General features: G+C 40.5%; 17 protein-coding genes and 8 tRNA genes. 23 read left to right on the plus strand and 2 right to left on the minus strand.

Annotated features, from left to right (window positions below):
• Positions 1–11 precede the first annotated feature (11 nt).
• The 18 genes from ispH to A923_RS0112045 all read left to right on the plus strand — a co-directional run bounded on the left by ispH (position 12) and on the right by A923_RS0112045 (position 13,915).
• Positions 12–956, plus strand: a complete 945-nt coding sequence (gene ispH / locus A923_RS0111960; RefSeq protein WP_017221916.1) for a 4-hydroxy-3-methylbut-2-enyl diphosphate reductase — start codon at positions 12–14, stop codon at positions 954–956.
• Between the two features lie 264 nt (positions 957–1,220).
• Positions 1,221–1,676 carry a type IV pilus modification protein PilV gene (pilV, locus tag A923_RS0111965; RefSeq protein ID WP_083849974.1) on the plus strand — a complete coding sequence of 152 codons (456 nt, stop codon included), beginning with the start codon at positions 1,221–1,223 and terminating at the stop codon, positions 1,674–1,676.
• Positions 1,673–2,671 carry a PilW family protein gene (locus tag A923_RS0111970; RefSeq protein WP_017221918.1) on the plus strand — a complete coding sequence of 333 codons (999 nt, stop codon included), beginning with the start codon at positions 1,673–1,675 and terminating at the stop codon, positions 2,669–2,671. The genes pilV and A923_RS0111970 overlap by 4 nt, the downstream gene beginning before the upstream one ends.
• Entirely contained in the window at positions 2,668–3,108 is a 441-nt protein-coding gene (locus tag A923_RS0111975; RefSeq protein ID WP_017221919.1) for a hypothetical protein, read from the plus strand. The genes A923_RS0111970 and A923_RS0111975 overlap by 4 nt, the downstream gene beginning before the upstream one ends.
• A gap of 10 nt (positions 3,109–3,118) precedes the next feature.
• Entirely contained in the window at positions 3,119–7,069 is a 3,951-nt protein-coding gene (locus A923_RS0111980; protein ID WP_017221920.1) for a pilus assembly protein, read from the plus strand.
• A complete protein-coding gene (locus A923_RS0111985; RefSeq protein WP_017221921.1) occupies positions 7,069–7,500 on the plus strand; it encodes a type IV pilin protein in 432 nt (143 codons plus the stop codon). Before A923_RS0111980 ends, A923_RS0111985 begins: the two co-directional genes overlap by 1 nt.
• A gap of 122 nt (positions 7,501–7,622) precedes the next feature.
• On the plus strand, positions 7,623–7,961 hold the full coding sequence (gene glnB, locus A923_RS0111990) for a nitrogen regulatory protein P-II (protein ID WP_017221922.1): 339 nt from the start codon (positions 7,623–7,625) through the stop codon (positions 7,959–7,961).
• Between the two features lie 248 nt (positions 7,962–8,209).
• Complete coding sequence (gene alaS, locus A923_RS0111995; RefSeq protein WP_017221923.1) at positions 8,210–10,831, plus strand: alanine--tRNA ligase; 2,622 nt, start codon at positions 8,210–8,212, stop codon at positions 10,829–10,831.
• Positions 10,832–11,015: 184 nt separating this feature from the next.
• Complete coding sequence (locus A923_RS0112000) at positions 11,016–12,239, plus strand: aspartate kinase (RefSeq protein WP_017221924.1); 1,224 nt, start codon at positions 11,016–11,018, stop codon at positions 12,237–12,239.
• 119 nt (positions 12,240–12,358) lie between these two features.
• Positions 12,359–12,550, plus strand: a complete 192-nt coding sequence (csrA, locus tag A923_RS0112005; protein ID WP_006033372.1) for a carbon storage regulator CsrA — start codon at positions 12,359–12,361, stop codon at positions 12,548–12,550.
• A 204-nt stretch (positions 12,551–12,754) separates the two neighbouring features.
• Positions 12,755–12,846 (plus strand) — tRNA-Ser (locus A923_RS0112010).
• 85 nt (positions 12,847–12,931) lie between these two features.
• A tRNA-Arg gene (locus A923_RS0112015) sits at positions 12,932–13,008 on the plus strand.
• A 90-nt stretch (positions 13,009–13,098) separates the two neighbouring features.
• Positions 13,099–13,175: transfer RNA gene (locus tag A923_RS0112020), tRNA-Arg, on the plus strand.
• Between the two features lie 70 nt (positions 13,176–13,245).
• A tRNA-Arg gene (locus A923_RS0112025) sits at positions 13,246–13,322 on the plus strand.
• A gap of 91 nt (positions 13,323–13,413) precedes the next feature.
• Positions 13,414–13,490 (plus strand) — tRNA-Arg (locus A923_RS0112030).
• Positions 13,491–13,570: 80 nt separating this feature from the next.
• A tRNA-Arg gene (locus tag A923_RS0112035) sits at positions 13,571–13,647 on the plus strand.
• Positions 13,648–13,671: 24 nt separating this feature from the next.
• Positions 13,672–13,748: transfer RNA gene (locus A923_RS0112040), tRNA-Arg, on the plus strand.
• A gap of 75 nt (positions 13,749–13,823) precedes the next feature.
• A tRNA-Ser gene (locus A923_RS0112045) sits at positions 13,824–13,915 on the plus strand.
• A gap of 185 nt (positions 13,916–14,100) precedes the next feature.
• Here A923_RS0112045 and A923_RS23095 read toward each other — a convergent pair.
• On the minus strand, positions 14,101–14,268 hold the full coding sequence (locus tag A923_RS23095; RefSeq protein WP_017221925.1) for a hypothetical protein: 168 nt from the start codon (positions 14,266–14,268) through the stop codon (positions 14,101–14,103).
• A 239-nt stretch (positions 14,269–14,507) separates the two neighbouring features.
• Here A923_RS23095 and A923_RS0112055 point away from each other — a divergent pair, with 239 nt between their 5' ends.
• The 5 genes from A923_RS0112055 (at position 14,508) to A923_RS0112075 (ending at position 21,065) form a co-directional block, all read left to right on the plus strand.
• Positions 14,508–14,927: a YqaA family protein gene (locus A923_RS0112055; protein ID WP_017221926.1), complete on the plus strand. Its 420-nt coding sequence runs from the start codon at positions 14,508–14,510 to the stop codon at positions 14,925–14,927.
• Between the two features lie 64 nt (positions 14,928–14,991).
• The gene (locus A923_RS0112060) at positions 14,992–17,889 is read left to right on the plus strand and encodes a M16 family metallopeptidase (RefSeq protein ID WP_017221927.1); all 2,898 of its coding nucleotides are present in this window, start codon (positions 14,992–14,994) and stop codon (positions 17,887–17,889) included.
• Between the two features lie 87 nt (positions 17,890–17,976).
• The gene (gene gshA, locus A923_RS0112065) at positions 17,977–19,569 is read left to right on the plus strand and encodes a glutamate--cysteine ligase (protein ID WP_017221928.1); all 1,593 of its coding nucleotides are present in this window, start codon (positions 17,977–17,979) and stop codon (positions 19,567–19,569) included.
• A gap of 247 nt (positions 19,570–19,816) precedes the next feature.
• A complete protein-coding gene (gene luxS, locus A923_RS0112070) occupies positions 19,817–20,326 on the plus strand; it encodes an S-ribosylhomocysteine lyase (RefSeq protein ID WP_017221929.1) in 510 nt (169 codons plus the stop codon).
• A gap of 139 nt (positions 20,327–20,465) precedes the next feature.
• Positions 20,466–21,065: a DUF4136 domain-containing protein gene (locus A923_RS0112075; RefSeq protein ID WP_017221930.1), complete on the plus strand. Its 600-nt coding sequence runs from the start codon at positions 20,466–20,468 to the stop codon at positions 21,063–21,065.
• Between the two features lie 134 nt (positions 21,066–21,199).
• Here the strand turns inward: A923_RS0112075 and purD are convergent, their stop codons facing one another.
• On the minus strand, positions 21,200–22,489 hold the full coding sequence (gene purD / locus A923_RS0112080) for a phosphoribosylamine--glycine ligase (RefSeq protein WP_017221931.1): 1,290 nt from the start codon (positions 22,487–22,489) through the stop codon (positions 21,200–21,202).
• Positions 22,490–22,597: the final 108 nt, after the last annotated feature.

Genomic DNA, 22,597 nt, shown 5'->3' on the forward strand with positions numbered 1-22,597 from the left:
TAAGGTTTATGATGGAAATTTTACTCGCTAATCCTCGAGGCTTTTGTGCTGGTGTTGACCGTGCTATTAGCATTGTTGAACGCGCATTGGAGCTGTTTGAAACCCCTGTGTATGTACGTCACGAAGTCGTACATAACCGCTATGTGGTGGATGGCCTGAAAGAGAACGGTGCTGTTTTTGTCGAAGAACTTGATGAAGTGCCAGATGGTCGCGTGGTTATTTTTAGTGCGCACGGTGTATCAAAAGCAGTGCAAGCAGAAGCGAAACGCCGTGACTTAAAAGTCTTCGATGCAACCTGCCCATTAGTAACAAAGGTACATATGGAAGTAACGCGTGCGAGTCGCCGTGGTATTGAATGTGTATTGATTGGTCATAAAGGTCACCCTGAAGTTGAAGGCACTATGGGTCAGTATGATAATGCTGACGGCGGCATGTACTTGGTTGAATCGATTACTGATGTTGCTGCGCTAGAAGTTAAAGATGTAACGAATCTAACTTACAGCTCGCAAACGACGTTATCGGTTGATGATTGTGCCGAAATCATTGATGCATTACGTGAGCGCTTCCCTGAGATCAATGGCCCACGTAAAGATGATATTTGTTACGCAACGCAGAATCGTCAAGACGCAGTATCAAAACTAGCAAACATGGTTGATATTATGTTTGTGGTTGGTTCTAAAAATTCATCGAACTCAAATCGCTTACGTGAAAAATCAGAGAATATCGGTGTACCGTCATATTTGATTGATAATGCAGGTGATATTGACCCTGCGTTATTAGAAGGTAAGCTGAAAGTCGGTGTGACTGCGGGTGCATCTGCGCCTAAAGTACTTATCGATCAGGTGGTTGAAAAACTGCAGGCTTGTGGTGGTAAGTTAGTGACTGAAGTTGCAGGTCGCGCCGAGAATACCATCTTTGAAGTACCAGCTGAACTACGTATCAAACAAGTGATCTAACATCATGATTAATAAACTCGTTTAGTCTCTTGGCTAGACGAGCTTTACCTCCTAATACAACCCATCACCGCGTTCTAATACAGTCGAAAATCTGCTTTATGCATAATAATCTCTTGGTTTTTTATGATATTTAATAATCGCCCTGATTTAGCGTTAACCTTCACAGATTGAATACTCATTGCGTTTACATAAAGCAAACATCTGTGTAACATGTGATTGTGCGATTTATTTAAGTGAGTTAAATTTTATTAAAGTGAGTTAAGTATGCAATCTAGAAAGGAATCTGGATTCAGTCTCATTGAAGTGATGATCACATCACTGATACTTGCCGTTGGCCTACTTGGCATAGTGGCATTGCAAGGGATTGCGAAGAAATCATTAGCTGATACAGACAAGCAAATTCAAGCCTCTTTTCTGGCGCGTACCGCGTTGGAAGAATTACGCGCGGATACCCGTTGGCTTACTGCCAACTCTAGCGATGCCCAAAATACCGCGATCACCGACATTCTCACTCATGCAGCAAGCTCTGCTTCAATCAGTAACATGGCATTATGCCGTAATGTTGCAGGTACTGTGACCATTGCGGTTAGCTGGCAAATTCAAAATACAGCAAGCTCATCTGGAGCTGCTAATGGTGCTACCTGCGGCGTTCCAATCGATCCGACAGTCAGTAAACGCCGACAAGTGGTATTAACCAGTTTGATCTCGGAGGCGATATGACAGTAAAACAAGCGGGCTTTAATTTAGTTGAACTGATGATCGCCCTCGTGGTGGGCATTGTTTTAATGACGTCGATCACGACGATGTTTGTGGATACTAAAGTATCGGCTAACCGTTCTTCGACTGTATCTAGTTTACAGCAACAGGCGCAGTTAGCATTGCAGGTATTAGTCGAAGATGTACGCAGTATTGGCAGTTGGGCAGAGTTTTCGGGGGAACTTTTGACTGATATTAAGACCCCTGACACACTGACGTTGACCCCTAGTAGCTGTTCATTGTTTATTGAGGCAACTAGCAGTGCAGTAGGCACATTTAGTTTACCTGAATGGGCAAATTGGGTTGAAATGGCGTCTGCAGGTACCTTTACCGAATCCGATTGTATCAATGACGGTGTTGATGCAGGCTACAGCATGGCTGCAAACAGTGATGTGCTGTCTTTAGCGCGAATACAGGGAAATACAATCACAGTCGCTGCAATGAAGACAACTGATTATTATGTAGCTGTATCACCGCAACAAACTCAATTATTTAAAGCGTCTGCGCCCAACGGGGCAACGAATATCGATAATGCTGAATTCTACCCTTATTTACACCATACTTATTTTGTTGAAACCCACGCTACAGACGGACCGCGGTTAACGCGTTTTTTACGGCAGGGTGATGCCTTAATTAATGATCTAGTTGTGAACAATATTGAAGCGTTCCGCATCGATTTTGGTGTTGATACGAGTAGTCCTCGTGATGGCAGCGCTGATATTTATTATCGCAGTACTGATAATGATTTCACTGCTGATATGTGGGGTAAGAATCAATTGGTATCTGCACGGATCTATGTTCTAGCCAGAGCAACCAATCCTGACCAAACATTCAATAATGATGCGAATCATAACCTCAGGTTCACTCCTTTTACTCCCACGGAGAATGATAATTACAGGCGTTTTTTGCTTTCCACTACTGTGGTAATACGTAATAACATAATGGCGGTGACACGATGAAAACACAGCAAGGTATTACCCTTTTTATTGTCATTATTATTCTGGTCGTCGTGACGTCACTGGCTGCTGCAGTGATCACTGAAACACGATTAGGACAGAATGCAATTGGTTTAACGCAGGAACGATTAGCCAATGAACAAGAAATACTTGGTGGTTTTACTGAAGTGATGGACAACCCTAATTTAATTAATGACATTATGATGTTAACAGAAACTGCTAGCTCAGCATTAAGCGTCACTAAATATCCAGACATAATAGTGGGACTTACTCAGCGTGGAGAGGGTTACTGTAAGCGAAGTGCTAAGGCGTCTAGTGTAAATTTAATTAGCTGCCGATTTGTGAAAATGGATTTTTCACAAAATAATACTCGACGAGTTCAGGGCTTAGCTATGACCGCGGGTGTAGAACAACCATTTTTAGCTGCACAGAATAAATAAGGACAGAGTGATGAAAAGGATTTTCAAAACTGCCAGTATTATATTACCGGTTATATTTGGCTGCAGCGTCTTTGCAGATGAAAGCGAGATCTATGAAGCAAGCATTGATAATAAGCCTCAGGTTCTTATTATTCTCGATACTTCGCGGCATATGAATAATAACACTACATTTCCTGTTCCAGAGCGTTATGACCCCAATATTGACTACTCTGATCCAGCATCGAATAACGTAGAGAAATTTTTTGAAGATCGCTTTACTCGGCAAAATTTTTATTGGCGTAATTACGAGCAGATTAAAGATCTTGCAACTTTTAAAATATTAGCTGATATAGCCTCCAAAGATAATATCAGCCCTGCTGATAGTGTGTTATATGAAAATTTTGTTACGACGATACCAACCGTTGATGATGAAAAAAAACGTACGTATAAATATATGAATTGCTCATCAGCAGTTTTTGATATGAGCGGAGAGCTAGGTGCTTATTCTGATCATGTTCGTCAATGGAAAGGTATTGGTTTTTTTGGCCTCGGGGCCAAGTATTGGTCTGAAACTATCGGTCCAAAGCATGAGATTAATTCGCCAAAGATCGACTGTAAGACGGATATGGATTTAAATAACCCTAATAATCCGGGAGCCGAAGGTGCTGCATTCTTTGCTATCGAAGATGAAGACACAGGGCAGAAAGACTCTACATTCTATCAAGGTTACCCTCAAAATGGTGTAAACATACCATACGGTTATCAAAATGGATCAAATCCAGCAAAAGACCTTTCTTTTTTAGGCGGCGGTAATGCTGATCAAGCTTATTTGTATTCCGATAACTTAGTTGATTGGGCGGCATTGAAAGAAGCGGGTACGAAAGAAATCGAGCTATCTTATCTTAATGTGGCAAAAAAAGTTGTTTTGGATGTAATGCTTGAAACGCCGGAAGTGAAAAGTGGATTGGAGGTTTTTAACGCAAATAATACCGTATTTGAAAATTTAGACTTAGCGAACAATCACGGTGGCCGTATTATTTCAGGAATTAAGTCTTATGACATTTTAGATTATAAAGCTAATCAGCCGGGATATAGAAATAACGTCAGTTTAATCAGAAATAAAGTTGCTGGTATTACTACATCTGTCGATGCTCGTTCAGCTTTATGTGAAAGCTTATATGAAGGTTATCGATATTTATATGGTCAAGATGTTTGGTTTGGAGATGATGAAAAACTACTTCCTTATCCTAAACGTGACAAATCAATAGAGACAGCGAGTAAAAAGTATATTACCCCGTTAGATTGGACGAAAACTTGTCAAACAGAAGCTTATATTATTATCATTTCAGCTGGTTATAAGAATAACCAGAATGATTCAGATCGATTTATTACCTGCCAAAATCGCGATGATAAAGCAAATTCAGAGATAGATACTTTATCATCTGAATTATTAATAGCTCAACCTGAGCTAAAGTTACTTGCTGATTCCGACTCCCGATCATTATCTGATACCGCACATGCTGCACGGACGGTTACAACTACCATGAAATCAACATTTGGTTTTTTATCTGACTGTGATATTGACAATAAGTTACCGCAATTGACCCATTATCTTTATAACAATGATATGAATGGTGATGGTAGTGACGGTAATCAGCACATTGCTACATATACTGTTGGCGTTAATGTTGAGAATGGCAGTAAAGCCTTGTTAGAAAAAACGGCCACATCGGGTGGCGGTGAGTTTTTCAATGCAGAAACAGCGACACAGTTAAGAGAAAAATTGAAACTTGTGTTGGGCGACATTGTTGCTAGGCAAAAGTCTACGACTGCGACTGTGACCACCTCAATAAATGCAAATAATTCAACACAAAGTGATAAGGCTGTTTATTTTACAATGTTTGAGCCAGCTCAAAGTAGTAAATGGAATGGAAACTTAAAAAAATTGGTGATTGAAAATGGTGTACTGAGTGCGTGGGATATGCAAGCAAGTTTAGCTACAAGCACTAATTTGACACCTGCACTCTCATCTGAAAACGGTGCCTTTTTCGCAGATGGACTGTATTCAGGATGGAGTAATTCACCCGGACTTGATTCAGTGGAGGTTGGTGGCGTCGTCGAAGCATTCAATAGCCGAGATGTGTCTATACCACGAAAAGTATACGTAAATAAGGGTAATGACAGTATTTTATGCGAGATCACTCTGGATAATTTGAAAGTTGTATTGGGTGTAAAAACGGGTGCGTGTATCAATTCAGATAGTGCTTCTCCACCGTCTACATCACCTGATTCTGAAGATGTTATCGAAGCTCAAAACATCGCTTTAGCAGCGCAGTTAGATGTTGATGTTGAAGCTTTATCTGCAACAGTGAAGTGGCTTAATGGTTTGAATGATACAGGGACTGCATTCAGGGATGATATTTTCGGTGATCCTATGCATTCAGCTCCCCTGGTTGTTAAATATGATGATGTTTCGCGAATCTTCATTGGAACCAACGCTGGATTTTTTCATGCGTTTAAAGATAATGGTAATACTGTTGAAGAAGAGTGGGCTTTTATTCCCGCAGACTTACTTAAGAGCGCAATCTCACTACGTTATGATTCGACAATAGCAGATCGGGTTTACGGTGTAGATAGCACTGCTGTTGATGCGGAATATGGTGATTCAAAACATATCATTACCTTTGGTCTTAGGAGGGGCGGCAGTGCTTATTATTCTTTTAATGTTGATAAGGGGCTTATATCTGGTTCGACAGAGAAGCCCACGCTGCATTGGATTATGAAGAATACCGGCACGGGAAATTTTTCAAGTCTAGGTCAAACATGGTCAATACCAATAGTCACCAAAGTCTATAGAGGATTTGAGAATGAATTGAATTCAAATCCGGTGTTGGTTTTTGGGGGAGGATATGATGTTGGCAAAGACAATTGTGGCATAAATGGTAGTTCAGAATGCGATGATACCCTTGGCCGTAGTGTTTATGTTATTGATATTAAAGATAAGTCAGTTATCAGTTCATTTGTTTTCACTGGAGAGTGTGATGAAGCCAAGTGGGATTGTATTACTGATAGTATCGCGGGTAAATTATCTGTGCTTGATAGTGATGGCAATGGATATTCAGACCGTATTTATGCTGCCGATACTGGTGGTAATATTTATCGTATCGACACACCCAATACTTATTCAGATAATGATCAGACAACAGTCGATACTGAAGGATGGTCATTAAGGTTAATTGCTCAACTGGGAAGTAAAAAGATTGGAACTTCTGATCGCCGTTTCTTCACTGAACCGTCTATTGTTAGAGCTGTAAATCAAAATAGACGAGCTTACGATGGACTGCTGATAGGCAGTGGAGATATTACCCATCCTAATTCGAATAAAGTCACAGAAGATTATATGTTCAATATTAAGGATCTTGATTTAACGCCTGTAGTTTGGGTAGCAAGTGATGAGGTCGACTCGTCAACTTATTCTGTTGCTGCTAAAGCGCGTAAACAGCCTATCCAATTTAATGATCTGACTCTTATTGATGATTCTAAAATCACAGTTACAACTGATTCAAATGATAATGGTTGGGTTTATACACTATCGAAAGATAAAGGTCAGAAAATTTTAGGGAATGCAGTCGTTATCGATGGGGTTGTTAATTTTAACAGTTATAGTCCATTTAGTAGTACGGTAGTTGTTAATAATGGGTCGGAGTGTTTACTCGCGCAAACGGGAAATAGTCATTTTTATCAAGTGAATTTAAATACAGGTAAACTTAAAACGTATAAAAAATTAGAAAACGTTATCGCTAAAGAACTTTCTATTCATTCCGAAATAAATAATTACAATGACCCAATATTACGTTTATTAGGTGCTGGTAAAGGTGATGATTCTGCAAGCGAAGGCGGGGCTCCAACTGGCACTATCGATACAGAAGTAACGCTGAGTCCACGTCCTATCTACCGTTACTTCAATGAGGCGGTACAATAATGACAGCTAAACAAACCGGTTTTACCTTGGTTGAACTGATGATAGTGGTGGCGATCGTTGGTATTCTTGCGGGCATTGGTTATCCGTCTTACAGTGCTTATATTATCGATAATAACCGTAATGATGCAAAAACAGCCTTATATAAAGCGCAGTTATTACAAGAACAGTATTATTTAGATAATGGTCAATATGCGACGTCATTAGCCAGTGGCGCGACGGATACATTATCAGGTTGGAGTGATAGCAGTGACTATTATACCTTTGCATTAGATCCGAGTAGCAGTACCAGTAGTTACACACTCATTGCGACTGTTGCAGCATCAAGCTCACAAGCTACAGATTCAGATTGTGCTTCATTCACGATTGATCACTTTGGTGTGACTAGCTCGTTGGATAGCACAAATACAGTGACAACTGATTGTTGGAGATAGCAAGTTTAGTGATTTCATCGATTTAATTGCTTGTCTGATTGGCAATTTGGATTTGCTTCGGTATGCTAGAACTATATTTAGGTATGTAAATAGTTATATTTAAGGGCTAACAGGGACTAAACATGAAAAAAATTGAAGCGATTATCAAACCGTTTAAACTCGATGATGTACGTGAAGCTCTTGCTGAAATCGGTATTACCGGTATGACAGTATCTGAAGTAAAAGGTTTTGGCCGTCAGAAAGGTCACACAGAACTTTATCGTGGTGCTGAATACATGGTTGATTTCTTACCTAAAGTTAAACTAGATTTGATCGTGCAAGACGACGATGTTGACGCGTGTATTGAGTCAATCGTTGAAACGGCGCACACAGGTAAGATCGGTGATGGTAAAATTTTCGTGACTGCTGTAGAGCGCGTAGTCCGTATCCGTACTGGTGAAGAAAACGAAGAAGCAATCTGATCACTATCAGCGAGCTTAATCGCTGATATAGTCACTGTTTCTACAAGACACCGAGCATTTATGCTCGGTGTCTTTTTTTTAACTGTTCGCCTTGTATTATCGCGTTGTAACCGTACATAAATAGTGCTTCAAGGACTGTGCTGAATTAGCATTTTGACGCAGTTTGGGTATAATCACTTCATTAACAGATCCGTTTATATTATTTAATCTAAACAATCGCTCATAATTCAAGCACCCAGGACGATTACATGACAATGTCTACAGCTGAGATCCGCAACGCGTTTCTTGATTATTTTGCCGAAAAAGGGCACAACAAAGGCACAAGTAGTTCACTTGTTCCTGCTAATGATCCAACTTTGTTATTTACAAATGCGGGCATGAACCAATTTAAAGACGTATTCCTCGGTGCAGAACAACGTTCATATACGCGTGCGACAACGTCGCAACGCTGTGTACGTGCTGGTGGCAAACACAATGATTTAGATAACGTAGGTTACACTGCGCGTCACCATACATTCTTTGAAATGTTAGGTAACTTCAGCTTTGGTGATTACTTTAAAGAAGATGCGATCTTATTTGCATGGGAATTCCTAACTGACGTTCTGAAAATACCAAAAGAAAAGCTGCTTGTTACTGTTTATGAAAGTGATAACGAAGCATTTTCATTCTGGGCCAATAAAATCGGCGTGCCAGAAGACAAAATTATTCGCATCGGCGATAAATCACCTGAGAAAAAATTTGAATCAGATAACTTCTGGTCAATGGGTGATACCGGTCCATGTGGTCCATGTTCTGAAATATTCTATGATCACGGCGAAGATATTTGGGGTGGTGTTCCGGGTTCTGCAGAAGAAGACGGTGACCGTTTCATCGAGATCTGGAACTTAGTATTCATGCAGTTTAACCGTCAAGCAGACGGCACGATGGAAGCGTTGCCAAAACCTTCTGTTGATACGGGGATGGGTCTTGAGCGTATCTCTGCGATTATGCAAAACGTACACTCAAACTACGAAATCGATATCTTCCAAAGCTTAATCAAGCATGTTGCAGAACTTATCGGTACGACAGATTTAGAAAACAAATCACTACGTGTTATTGCCGATCACATTCGCGCATGTAGCTTCCTGATCTCTGACGGTGTAATGCCATCAAATGAAGGACGTGGTTATGTACTACGTCGTATTATCCGTCGTGCTGTACGTCACGGTAATAAGCTTGGCGCTAAAGGCCCATTCTTCAACAAACTTGTTGCTAAGATGGTTGAACTTATGGGCGATATCTCTGAAGATTTAGTAAAACAACAAGCAATTGTTGAAAAAATATTACTGATCGAAGAAGAGCAGTTTGGTAAAACACTTGAACGTGGTCTGAACATTCTAGACAACGAATTGTCACAACTAGCAGGGACTGTTGTTCCTGGTGATGTGGTATTTAAACTGTATGACACTTACGGTTTCCCATCAGATTTAACCGCTGATATCGCCCGTGAACGTGAGTTAACGATTGATGAAGATGGCTTTAAAGTAGCAATGGAAGCGCAACGTAATCGTGCTCGTCAAGGTTCAAACTTTGGTACTGATTACAATGATATGCTAAAAGTTGATGCGAATACTGAGTTCCTCGGTTATCAAACGCTGACATCTGATGCGCAAATTGTTGCTTTAATCAGAGACAACGCTGAAGTTGAAATCTTAAATGATGGCCAACAAGGCGCGGTTGTTTTAAACAAAACACCATTCTACGCAGAAGCGGGTGGCCAATCTGGTGACCAAGGTGTGATCAAAATTGGTGATGCGGTATTTACTGTTACTGATACCAAGAAAGCGGGCAACGCAGTTGTTCACTTCGGGTCTGTATCTGGTGTTATCGAAGTAAATAACCAAGTTATCGCCGATGTTGATGTTAGCCGCCGCAAAGCGATTGGTCTTAACCACTCCGTTACTCATTTAGCACACGCCGCATTACGTAAAGTTGTTGGTGAAAATGTACAACAGAAGGGTTCATTAGTATTACCTGAACGTTTACGTTTCGATTTCTCACACTTTGAAGGTGTAACTCCAGCGCAACTGCTTGAAGTTGAACGTCTGGTTAATGCGCAAATTCGTGCAAACCACGAAGTTGTCACTGAAGTGATGGACATTGATGCTGCGCGCGAAGCTGGTGCAATGGCATTATTCGGTGAGAAGTACGATGACGAAGTGCGCGTAGTACGTATGGGTGACTTCTCAATCGAACTGTGTGGTGGTACACATGTTAAACGTACCGGTGACATTGGTTTCTTCAAGATCTTGTCTGAGAGCGGTATTGCTGCAGGCGTACGTCGTGTAGAAGCGGTAACCGGTGATTCTGCATTAGCATATGTGCATGATCTTGTCGCTAAAATGCAAGAAACAGCAGGTTTAGTGAAAGCGGATCAAAATACATTGGCAGCGAAAGTTGGCCAAGTATTAGAGCGTAACCGTAGCCTAGAAAAAGAAGTTGAAAAGTTAAACGTACAAGTAGCGAGTGCAGCAAATGCTAACTTGATCGACCAGGTACAAGTGATTAATGGTGTTAAAGTACTTGTTGCTAACCTAAAAGGTGCAGATCCTAAGTCACTACGTAGCTCGATGGATGAACTGAAGAACAAACTGCAAAGCGGTATTATTGTTCTGGGTATTCCAGGTGAAGGCAAAGTTAACTTAATTACTGGTGTGACTAAAGATTTAATCGGTAAAGTGAAAGCGGGTGAGCTAGTAAGCTTCCTTGCTGTTCAGGTTGGCGGTAAAGGCGGTGGTCGTCCAGATATGGCACAAGCGGGTGGTTCAAACCCTGAAGCGCTTGCAGCGGCTCTTGAGTCTGTGACGCCTTGGTTAACTGAAAAGCTATAATTCAGTACGATTAATGAGTACGATTAATTAGTAATAGTTAGTTAACAATGATTAGCGAGTCGTTAGTTATTCATGGTTGTTAGCTAAGTTCAAATAAACAGTGTAATGGCAACGAGTAGGGAGTCCTGCTCGTCGTTGTGAGCACAGGCGGTGATAATTTAAAGGTTATTAAAGGAAGTTAGTTGTGGCGTTGTATGTACAAAAATATGGGGGTACTTCAGTTGGTTCTATCGAACGAATTGAAGCTGTTGCCCAGCGGGTGAAAAAATCTCGTGAACAGGGAAATCAAATAGTTGTGGTCGTGTCGGCAATGTCTGGTGAAACTAATCGTTTACTAGGTATGGCGAAAGAGCTCGATGAGCACGCAGATCGCAGAGAAATGGATGTATTAGTTTCAACGGGTGAACAAGTGACTATCGCATTGTTGACCATCGCCTTGCTAAAAGCAGGTGTCGATGCAATTTCAATGACGGGTGATCAAGTTCAAATGAAGACTGATAGTAGCCACGGTAAGGCGCGTATCAAATCTGTTGAAACGGACAACTTACAACGTCATCTAGATGCAGGTAAAGTGGTCGTGGTTGCTGGTTTCCAAGGTCGTGATGAGGATAATAACATCACTACTTTAGGTCGTGGCGGCTCGGACACAACCGCAGTGGCAATTGCTGCTGTACTGAAAGCTGATGAATGTCAGATTTATACTGACGTTAATGGCGTCTATACCACCGACCCTCGGGTTGAACCGCGCGCACGGAAATTAGATTGCATCACTTTTGAAGAGATGCTTGAAATGGCGAGCTTAGGTGCCAAAGTTTTACAAATTCGCTCAGTCGAGTTTGCAGGGAAATACAATGTGCCTTTACGTGTACTATCTTCATTTGAAGACGGTGAAGGGACCTTGATTACTTACGAGGACGTAAAAAAAATGGAATCAGCAATCATATCTGGCATTGCGTTTAACCGCGATGAAGCAAGTTTAACAATATCGGGTATTCCTGATGAACCTTTAGTCGCAGCCAATATCTTAACGCCAATTGGTGATGCAGGTATTGATGTTGACGTCATCGTCCAAAACGCACACGGGAAAGACGGACTCGTTGACTTCACTTTTACTGTTCATCGTGATGATTACCAAGCTGCAAAAGCATTATTGGTAAAGACTTGCGAAGAATTATCAGGAAAAAATGTGCAGGGTAACGATCGTATTGCTAAAATTTCTATTGTAGGTGTTGGTATGTGGAATCATCCAGGTGTCGCCAAAACAATGTTTGAAGTGTTAGGAAGCGAAGGAATCAACATGCAGTTGATTTCGACTTCGGAAATTAAGATCTCAGTAATCGTTGACGAAAAATATTTAGAGCTTGGTGTTCGTGCATTGCACGCTGCATTCAACTTAGATGTCGCTTAAACTGAGTGAATAAACAACAAATTAAGTCTTATTTATTCTTTTCTTGTTTTATATTGAAGCTTTTAATAGAATAATAATCGGCTACAAAAAATTTAATAAATTAGTTGAGGAATATATTAATGCTAATATTGACGCGCCGAGTTGGCGAAACACTTATGATTGGTGACGAAGTTACTGTTACTGTTCTAGGTGTTAAAGGAAATCAAGTTCGTATCGGTGTTAATGCGCCTAAAGAAGTATCTGTTCATCGTGAAGAGATCTACATGCGAATTCAAGCAGAAAAAGGCGAAAGCCCTGAAGGCAACTTCTAAATTAGAATAATGAACATTATTGCAGATTGGGTTTAGCGACGGCTAAGCCCTTTTTTTTATCTGTTTTTTGACTGTATTTGAGACATTCATCCCGTTTATGCTGTAATAGTAGGTTTGTTGTTTGAAACTTAAACAGTTATTAAATCGCGGATAATTAATATTTGACTTATTTTCCAGTATCCGTATTATGAGCGCCAACAACACGGAGAGGTGGCCGAGTGGCCGAAGGCGCTCCCCTGCTAAGGGAGTATGGGCTTTAAATCCCATCGAGGGTTCGAATCCCTCCCTCTCCGCCATTGTTGTCCTGTTCCTATCACATGTTGTAAAATGTGTTATAGTGTTTGGGTCGGCGTTTTGGACGTTGTAAGAAATAATTGTTGTGCGGACGTAGCTCAGCTGGATAGAGTACTTGGCTACGAACCAGGCGGTCGAAGGTTCGAATCCTTCCGTCCGCACCATTATTTCGATTAGAATTAATTCTAAGTAATTAGTAGAAGTTGAAAACGCTTAATCTAGTTATAAAAAATTATAGGTTAAACCAAATATGTGCGGACGTAGCTCAGCTGGATAGAGTACTTGGCTACGAACCAGGCGGTCGAAGGTTCGAATCCTTCCGTCCGCACCATTGGTTTTAACAACGAATACTTATTAAGTAAACCGTAATGTTTACTCGATAAAAACAGAATAAATTATGTGCGGACGTAGCTCAGCTGGATAGAGTACTTGGCTACGAACCAGGCGGTCGAAGGTTCGAATCCTTCCGTCCGCACCATTTATTCAAATCAACTAGAGATTTCAAACTAGACGTTGTAGAACGATAAACTAGAAGTTGTAGAACTATAAACTAATAGAACAAAATATGTGCGGACGTAGCTCAGCTGGATAGAGTACTTGGCTACGAACCAGGCGGTCGAAGGTTCGAATCCTTCCGTCCGCACCATTTGTTCAAACCACAATTTGATTTTTATGGTTTAATTCATTAAACGGTAAAGTAAAACGAGTTCTTAAAATAGAATATGTGCGGACGTAGCTCAGCTGGATAGAGTACTTGGCTACGAACCAGGCGGTCGAAGGTTCGAATCCTTCCGTCCGCACCATCTATTTTAAATATAATTTTTTGTGCGGACGTAGCTCAGCTGGATAGAGTACTTGGCTACGAACCAGGCGGTCGAAGGTTCGAATCCTTCCGTCCGCACCATTTATTATATTATTACGAATTTTCCGATGTAAGTCTTTACATTGTCGAGGTTATTCGTAATAATAGGGTTTGTGTGGAGAGGTGGCCGAGTGGCCGAAGGCGCTCCCCTGCTAAGGGAGTATGGGCTTTAAATCCCATCGAGAGTTCGAATCTCTCCCTCTCCGCCATTATTAATAAAGAAACCGCTTAATAGCGGTTTTTTTATGCCTGAAATTTAGTCCTCCGATATTCTTCTTATCTTTCTTATCTTTCTTATCTTTCTTATCTGCTTTTAGTATTTTCTTGTTTTACTGGTACTGGTGATCTTATCGCGAGATTTACATTTTGAACTCGGTTTTATCTCGCCTTGTTACTAACGGGTCAGATACATCATTAAGCTTAAAAAAGCGATGATCGCGCTGGTGCCACAAATAATGTAGATAAAGCCTTTTTTACCTTGTTGTATGGTCCAGTTGTTGTATTGCAAGAACGCAAACCACAAGATGCTAAGTACTAAAGGTAATAGAAAAAATTTAAACATAAACTCCCCAATAGAGCGATTAATCACTGTTTATTGAATTATATAGTGGCTAAACTGTCCTACCACTTTTAATGAAACACAAATATTTGCAGCGCTGTTAAATATGATCAGTGTGTCGATAAGTACATTAAGCAATGATATTAGCATGCCTAACTTTGATTATACGTCTAACTTCAATATATAGTGTGACTTAATTCTCTTGCTAGACATGCTGTGAGTAAATGAAATTAGAGGATTAAATGGGTCTTTGGTTATTATTTTTAAGTAGTTTTACGTCTGCGACCATTTTACCTGGTAGTTCGGAAATATTATTAACCGCGATGCTGATTGAAGGTAGTTGGTCACATTGGCAACTTTTCATTATGGCCACTAGTGGGAATGTATTAGGGTCTATCCTTACTTTCTACATGGGGTATTTCATCTATGCGAAGAAACCCATTGATTTTTCAGAGCATAAACATTATCGCCGCGTACATGATGTGATCCAGCGTTGGGGGTGGAGTAGCTTGTTATTGAGTTGGTTGCCTATTTTTGGTGATGTATTTTGTTTATTAGCCGGTTGGTTACGCTTAAACCCAGTGCTTTCTTTTATCGCCATTATATTTGGTAAAGCAATTCGTTATGCAATTTTGATCTGGTTTATGAGTTCAGTGAGTTAATTACTTTTATATTTGAGTTTCATATTTAACTTTCATGTTTAAGAGCATGAACAAGGAATTTTTGATGCGTTTTAATGCTTTTTATAGTGCTGTTGCACTGAGATCTTCGATAGTCGTTTTGGGCTCGTCGATAATGCTCCTGAGCGGTTGCTCATTGCTGGATAAAGAAAGTGATGTAGAAACACTACCTGCAGGCATGACGCTTGTTGATCAGCAGGTGAAAATGCCAGACAGCTTATTAATACCTTATGAAAAATATAAGCTAAGCAATGGTTTGACTGTGATCTTACATGAAGATGATTCAGACCCTTTGACTTATGTCGACATGACCTACCATGTTGGTTCTGCACGTGAAGAATTGGGTAAATCAGGTTTCGCTCACTTCTTTGAGCATATGATGTTTCAAGGCAGTAAAAATGTCGGCGATCAGCAGCATTTTAAAATAGTGAATGAAGCTGGCGGGTCAATGAATGGTAGCACTAATCAAGACCGTACTAATTACTATCAAACAGTACCAGCCAACCAACTAGAAAAAATGCTCTGGCTAGAATCTGATCGTATGGGCTTCTTACTCGATGCGGTCGATCAGCGTAAGTTTGAGATCCAACGTGCTACGGTTAAGAATGAGCGTTCCCAGCGTGTTGATAATCGCCCTTATGGCTTACTCGGTGAGCGTGTTGGTGAAGCGTTATATCCACGGGACCATCCTTATGCTTGGCAACCGATTGGTTACGTTGAAGATTTAGATCGTGTTGATGTTAATGATTTAAAGCAGTTTTTCTTGCGCTGGTATGGGCCAAATAACGCGACATTAACCATTGCCGGTAAATTTGATAAAGCCGATACCTTAGCTTGGGTGAATAAGTATTTTGCTACTATCCCTGAAGGTCCTGAAGTAAAAGACGTTGAGCCTGTACCTGTAAGCCTAGATAAAGACCGCTACATTACGTTAGAAGATAACGTGCCTCAACCAATGCTCTATATGAGTTATCCAACGGTATACATGGGCCATAAAGACGAAGCACCATTAGATTTGTTTGCTTATGCCTTAGGTGGTGGTAAAAATTCGGTGTTATATAAAGACCTTGTCGAAACGGGTTATGCCACTAGTGTAGCGGCTTATCATAGTTGTAGTGAACTCAGTTGTACCTTTGATATTTATACGCAACCTAACCCTGCAAAAGGCATGGAACTAGCGCCATTACTGGATAAGATCAATACATCGATTAAAAAGTTAGCTGAGCAAGGTATTGCGGATTCTGAAGTAACACGCTTACGTTCAATCATTGAAAGCTCAACGATATTTGGTATGCAGAGTGTAGCCGGTAAAGCTAAAGAGTTAGCATTAGGCGAAACCTTAATGAATGATCCTAATTATATAACCAAAGGCTTGTCAGTGTTTAATGATATTCAAGCTGAAGAAGGGATCGCAGGTTATAAAAAATACCTCGAAAACAAACCGAAAGTGATCATGAGTGTCGTACCAAACGGACAATTACAATACATCGCCCACGAGCCGACATTTAGCCCTGAACCGCGTAATATTGATAAACTTGATACTCCGCCAGCTAAAACATTGGCAGTACGTACAACGCAAGACAGCTTTGATCGTTCAGTCATGCCAAATGCGGGTAGTAATCCACAGCAAACATTACCCGAATTGTGGCGTCAAACTTTAGCGAATGATATCCAAGTGTTGGGTACCGTTTATGATGAAACGCCAACGGTCAGCTTACAGATTAATTTGAAAGGTGGTCGACGAGTTGAAAGTTTAGATAATCAAGGGGTTGCGAAGTTAACAGCCGCGATGATGAATCAATCTACAGCACTGCATTCATCGGCAGAACTGAATGATCAATTACAATCGTTAGGCAGTAGCATTAATTTCTCAGCGGGTCTGTATGGTACGGTTATCAGTGTTAATAGCTTGTCTAAAAACTTACCAGCAACACTGGCTATTTTAGAAGAGAAATTATTTAAACCGGGATTTGTTGAAGCTGATTTTGTACGCATCAAAGCACAAACGAGACAAGCATCATTACAAAATCAACAACGTGTAGGTTGGTTAGGTCAATTAGCGACACAACGTATTTTATATGGTGAAGAGCGCGTCACTGGTAATCCTTCTTCTGGTTCGTTAGAAAACCAAGCGAGCTTAACGGCAGACGATATACTTGATTATTATCAGCAATATTACAATGTAGCCGAAGCAAAAATTGTCGTTGTGGGTGATGTCAGTGAAGCTGCGATAACGAAATCGCTGGATTTCTTACAACAAGGCGCGCGTTTACCGGCAGTGACTTACCCTACGTTAGTCGATGCACCGTTATGGCAGCCAAATACCTTATATATTGTTGATAAGCCGGATGCTGTACAATCTGTGGTTAAAGTTGTATCACCAGCAATTCCTTATGATGTCACCGGTAATTTCTTTAAAGCTAATCTGATGAACTTTAATTTAGGTGGTAACTTTAATAGCCGCTTAAATCAGAATTTGCGCGAAGACAAGGGATACACCTATGGGGCAACAACAGGATTTTATGCGGATCGTGAATATGGCTATTTCTCTGCGTCAGCGGATGTTCGTGCTGAAGTAACTGGTGATGCCATTAAAGAAACATTAACAGAATTAAAAGGTTATGTTGATGGTGGTATTACAGATGCTGAGTTAGAGTACATGAAAAGTGCGGTTTCACAGCAAGAAGCACTGTCTTATGAAACCCCGGGGCAAAAGTCTAATTTCTTAATGCAGTTACTGTTATTAGATTTATCGCCTGATTTTGTCGACCAACAAGCTAAAATTATCCAAACGATGAATAAGTCTGAAATTCAAGCATTGGCAAAGACTTACTTATCGAGCGATCAATTTTCTGTTATTGTGGTTGGAGATCGTCGGTTGATTGAAAAGCAGGTGAAAGATTTTGGTTTCGATATTAAAATATTCGACCTGTTAGATAAATAATAGACCTTCAGTTACCCTTAAAGATAGGCTCACAGAGAGTGCTATCTTTAAGGTGCTACTTTTATATAGTTCATTGGTGGATTTAATTTGAACGTTACATTTGAATCTCTGATTTCGAAATTATCAGAGCCAAGCAATATACAGTCCCTAAACGGCATTACTCGTGGTATTGAACGTGAGTGTTTACGTGTAAATACAGCAGGGGATTTATCTCAAAACGACCATCCTGCAGCGTTTGGCTCGGCGTTAAGTCATCAGCACATAACCACAGACTATTCTGAAAGCTTATTAGAATTCATTACCCCTGTTAGCGATAGTGCGGCAACAGCGCAACAGCAGCTGAGTGATATTCATCGCCATGTAGCAAAAAACATGGACGGCGAGTTATTCTGGCCTTCAAGCATGCCTTGTCAGGTCAATGATGAAAACGATATACCGCTGGCTAAATACGGTACATCGAATACCGGTAAAATGAAGCATACCTATCGTATTGGTTTAAAACACCGTTATGGTAGTAGCATGCAGATTATTTCTGGCTTGCACTATAACGTATCATTACCGATGGAATTGTGGCAAAAATTGTACGATATCAAAGGTGAAACAGGCGAATTACAAGATTTTATTTCTCATAGTTATATGGGCCTGATCCGTAATTTTTATCGCTTTGGTTGGTTAGTACCTTATCTATTTGGTGCATCACCGGCGTTAAACCGTTCGTTTTTACCTGCTGAAAAGCAAAAATCGTTTTCATCATTAGGTGAGCATACGATATACATGCCGCATGCCACGTCATTGCGGATGAGTGATATGGGTTATACCAATAATGCGCAAGACGATTTAGTTATTTGCCATAATACGTTAGACCAATATACAAATAGTTTGAAAAAAGCAATTAAAACTAAAGCGCCAGAATTTTCGGATATTGGTATTAAGGTTAATGGCGAATACCGTCAGCTCAATGACAATGTGCTACAAATAGAAAATGAATTGTATGCACCGATTCGACCTAAACGTGTTGCTAAATCAAGTGAAAAACCGTCTGAAGCACTTGCTGCTCGTGGTATTGAATATATTGAAATCCGCTCTTTGGATGTCAATCCATTCACTGCAACGGGTATCACGACTGCGCAAATGTCAGTATTAGATAGCTTATTAGTTTGGATGGCTCTGCAACCCTCTGCACCGATGACGGCTGATGAAATGGCAGTATGCCGTGACAACAGTACGAAAGTAGTGATGGAAGGACGTAAGCCTGGTTTAACATTAATGTTAGATGATAAGCCTCAAGCACTAACTGATGTTGCTAGTCATATTCTTGCTGAAGTTCAGCAGGTTGCACAGTTATTAGATGGTGCCCAGTTAGCAACGAATACAGCCGCGAGTAACTTCTCAGACGCTGTTAGTGCTCAACAAGTATTAATTAATACCCCTGAGGCATTATTGTCAGGTCAGGTACTTGCTGCAATGAAAGAGCAAGGTTTAGAGCATAATGATTTCATTTTAAATTTAGCGAATAAATATAAAAAGGAATTGATTGCGACAGATTATGAGCATTGGGATGAAGTTTACTTTAACCAGATGCAGCGTGACTCCGTTGCACAGCAACAACAAATTGAAGCCGATGATACCGTCGATTTTGATGCGTTTTTAGCTGACTATTTTTCTAATACTAAAAAATAGACAAAAAAAAGAGCCTTAATAAGGCTCCAAAAAATGAAAAAACAACTCTTGCACTTAATCAGACTACAGGATGTAGTTATGGTTCATAAATAATTGTAAAAGTTGAAAAATAGGTAAAAAAAAGGAGCCTTAATAGGGCTCCAAAAAATGAAAAAAACAACTCTTGCACTTAATCTGACTACAGCATTAAGCAATGGTTCATAAAATTATTATTTGTTTTTTAAATTATTTCAACGGAGTGTTAATAATGCCATTACTGGATAGTTTTACGGTCGACCATACCATCATGAATGCACCTGCAGTACGTATTGCCAAGACTATGGCGACACCAAGCAAAGATACCATTACTGTCTTTGACCTGCGTTTTTGTGTACCGAATAAAGAAATTTTAAGTGAGAAAGGGATTCATACCTTAGAGCATCTTTATGCTGGTTTTATGCGTGATCATCTTAATTCAGCAACGGTAGAGATTATTGACCTGTCGCCAATGGGTTGTCGTACTGGTTTTTATATGAGCCTGATTGGAGCCCCGACTGAGCAACAAGTTGCAGATGCTTGGTTAGCAGCAATGAAAGACGTGTTGACGGTTAAAGATCAGAACGCTATTCCAGAATTAAATGAATATCAATGTGGTACTTACCAGATGCATTCGTTAGATGAAGCAAAACAAATTGCCCAAGCGATTGTGACTGCTGGTATTGGCGTGAACCAGAATGATGATTTGTTGTTAGCAGATGAAATTCTAAATAAACTATAATATTTGAATAGAATGTAGAATGTAGAATGTAGGATGTACAAAATCATAATATAAGAGGCGGCGATTGAGTCGCCTTTTTTATTCTATCTTCTTTCAATAAAGCGCACTTTAAACAAATAGTGAATGGATTGGAGCATTTATGAAAGCAAAATATTTAGTTAATAAAAAAGGTTATTTGGTGGCATTGTTCAGCTTAGTCTTAACGGCTTGCTCAACAGTAAGCGTCAGTACCGATTACGATCAAAGTGCCGATTTTAGTGCACTTAAGGGTTTTGGTTGGTTACCTGAATCGGCAAAAGTTGAAAAAGAAAGCGCCTATTTGAATAACCGGATCATGGATGTGCGTATTACCAAAGCTGTGAACCAACAACTTATCGCTCAAGGGTTTGCATTTTCGAGTGCGCCTGATTTTTATGTGAATTACAGTGTTACCTCGGAAAATAAGACGGATATCCGTACTTATGACAATTATTCTGGTTACGGACCAAGTTGGGGTTGGGGCGCTGGTTATGGACACCGTGGTATGTCGTTGAGTGCACACTCAGAAACGCGTATTGAGGAATATCAGCAAGGTAGTCTTGTTGTTGATGTGATAGACCCAACAAGCTTAGAACTCATTTGGCGAGGCATTGGCAGTAAACGTCTACCGCAATCGACAGATGCTGCAGATATGGATAAATTAGTTGGTCAGATAGTGAAAAGTATCTTAGCCAAATTCCCACCTAAAACAAACAAATAGTCTGGTTAACCGTTATGGTAAACGGTGCTAGGGTATTGCAGTGCTAAGTTACTATTGCACAAATAAAAAATGAGCAACCAGTGGTTGCTCATTTTTTTATAACATAAAAACAGTATCTTACTATTTATGCTATTTTATTTTTGGTTTTCACGAGCAATTGCACGGTAACCAATATCAGTTCGGTAGAAAGCACCTTGCCACTTGATTTGTGCCGCCAATTTATACGCATTTTCTTGCGCTTCAGTGACAGTGTTACCCAGTGCCGTAGCACAAAGTACACGACCGCCGCTAGTGACAATATTACCACCTTGCAGTGCAGTACCCGCGTGGAAAACTTTGCTTTCAGTCGAATCAGCTTTTGGTAGACCGGTAATGATGTCACCTTTTGCGTAATCAGCAGGGTAACCGCCAGCCGCAATAACCACACCCACTGCCGCACGTTCGTCATAATCTGCAGTCACAGTATCAAGTTTACCGGCAACAGCAGCAAGACACAGTTCGACTAAGTCTGATTTTAAACGCATCATGATAGGCTGTGTTTCTGGATCACCAAAACGACAGTTATATTCTAATACTTTTGCTGTGCCATCTGGTGCAACCATAAGGCCAGCATAAAGGAAACCTGTGTAGGTATTACCTTCCGCTTTCATGCCATCAACAGTCGGACGAATTACTTCGTTCATTGCAAAATCATGTACAGCTTGTGTTACCACCGGTGCTGGTGAGTAAGCACCCATACCACCTGTGTTTGGCCCTTTATCGCCATTATCACGTGCTTTATGATCTTGGCTTGTTGCTAGCGCCAAAATATTTTCGCCATCAACCATCACAATGAAACTTGCTTCTTCACCTGTCAGGAATTCTTCAACAACAACACGTGCGCCAGCATCACCAAACTTATTGCCTTCAAGCATGTCGTCAATCGCGTCAAATGCTTGTGCTTCAGTATCAGCGATGATCACGCCTTTACCTGCCGCTAGACCGTCTGCTTTAATCACGATAGGGCAACCCATTTTACTTACATACGCTTTTGCTGGAGCGACTTCAGTGAAGTTTTGGTATGCCGCAGTTGGGATGTTGTGACGGGCAAAGAAATCTTTCGAGAATGCTTTTGAGCCTTCTAGTTGCGCAGCGCCTTGTGTTGGACCAAAGATAGCTAAACCTTCAGCTTGGAATGCATCAACAACACCAAGTACGAGTGGAACTTCAGGACCAACAATTGTTAATTCAATGCTGTTTTCTTTAGCAAATGTAACCAAAGCGGGAATATCTTCAACTTGGATAGGTACATTCTTACATTTGTTTTCGAGTGAAGAACCAATATTACCAGGTGCGATAAATACTGTTTCAACTTGTTTAGACTGAGCCGCTTTCCAACCTAGGGCGTGTTCACGACCACCGCCACCAATAATTAATACGTTCATAATGCTGTTATTCCTTTTACTTTATGCGCTAATCTTGGCGGTACTCTACGATACTTAACAAGATTTATAATTGAGTGAGAGCAGTACAGTAAGAGCGATGAGTGTCAC

Origin of the sequence: Moritella dasanensis ArB 0140, assembly GCF_000276805.1 — a bacterium.
In the GTDB taxonomy this organism is placed as follows: Bacteria; Pseudomonadota; Gammaproteobacteria; order Enterobacterales; family Moritellaceae; genus Moritella; species Moritella dasanensis.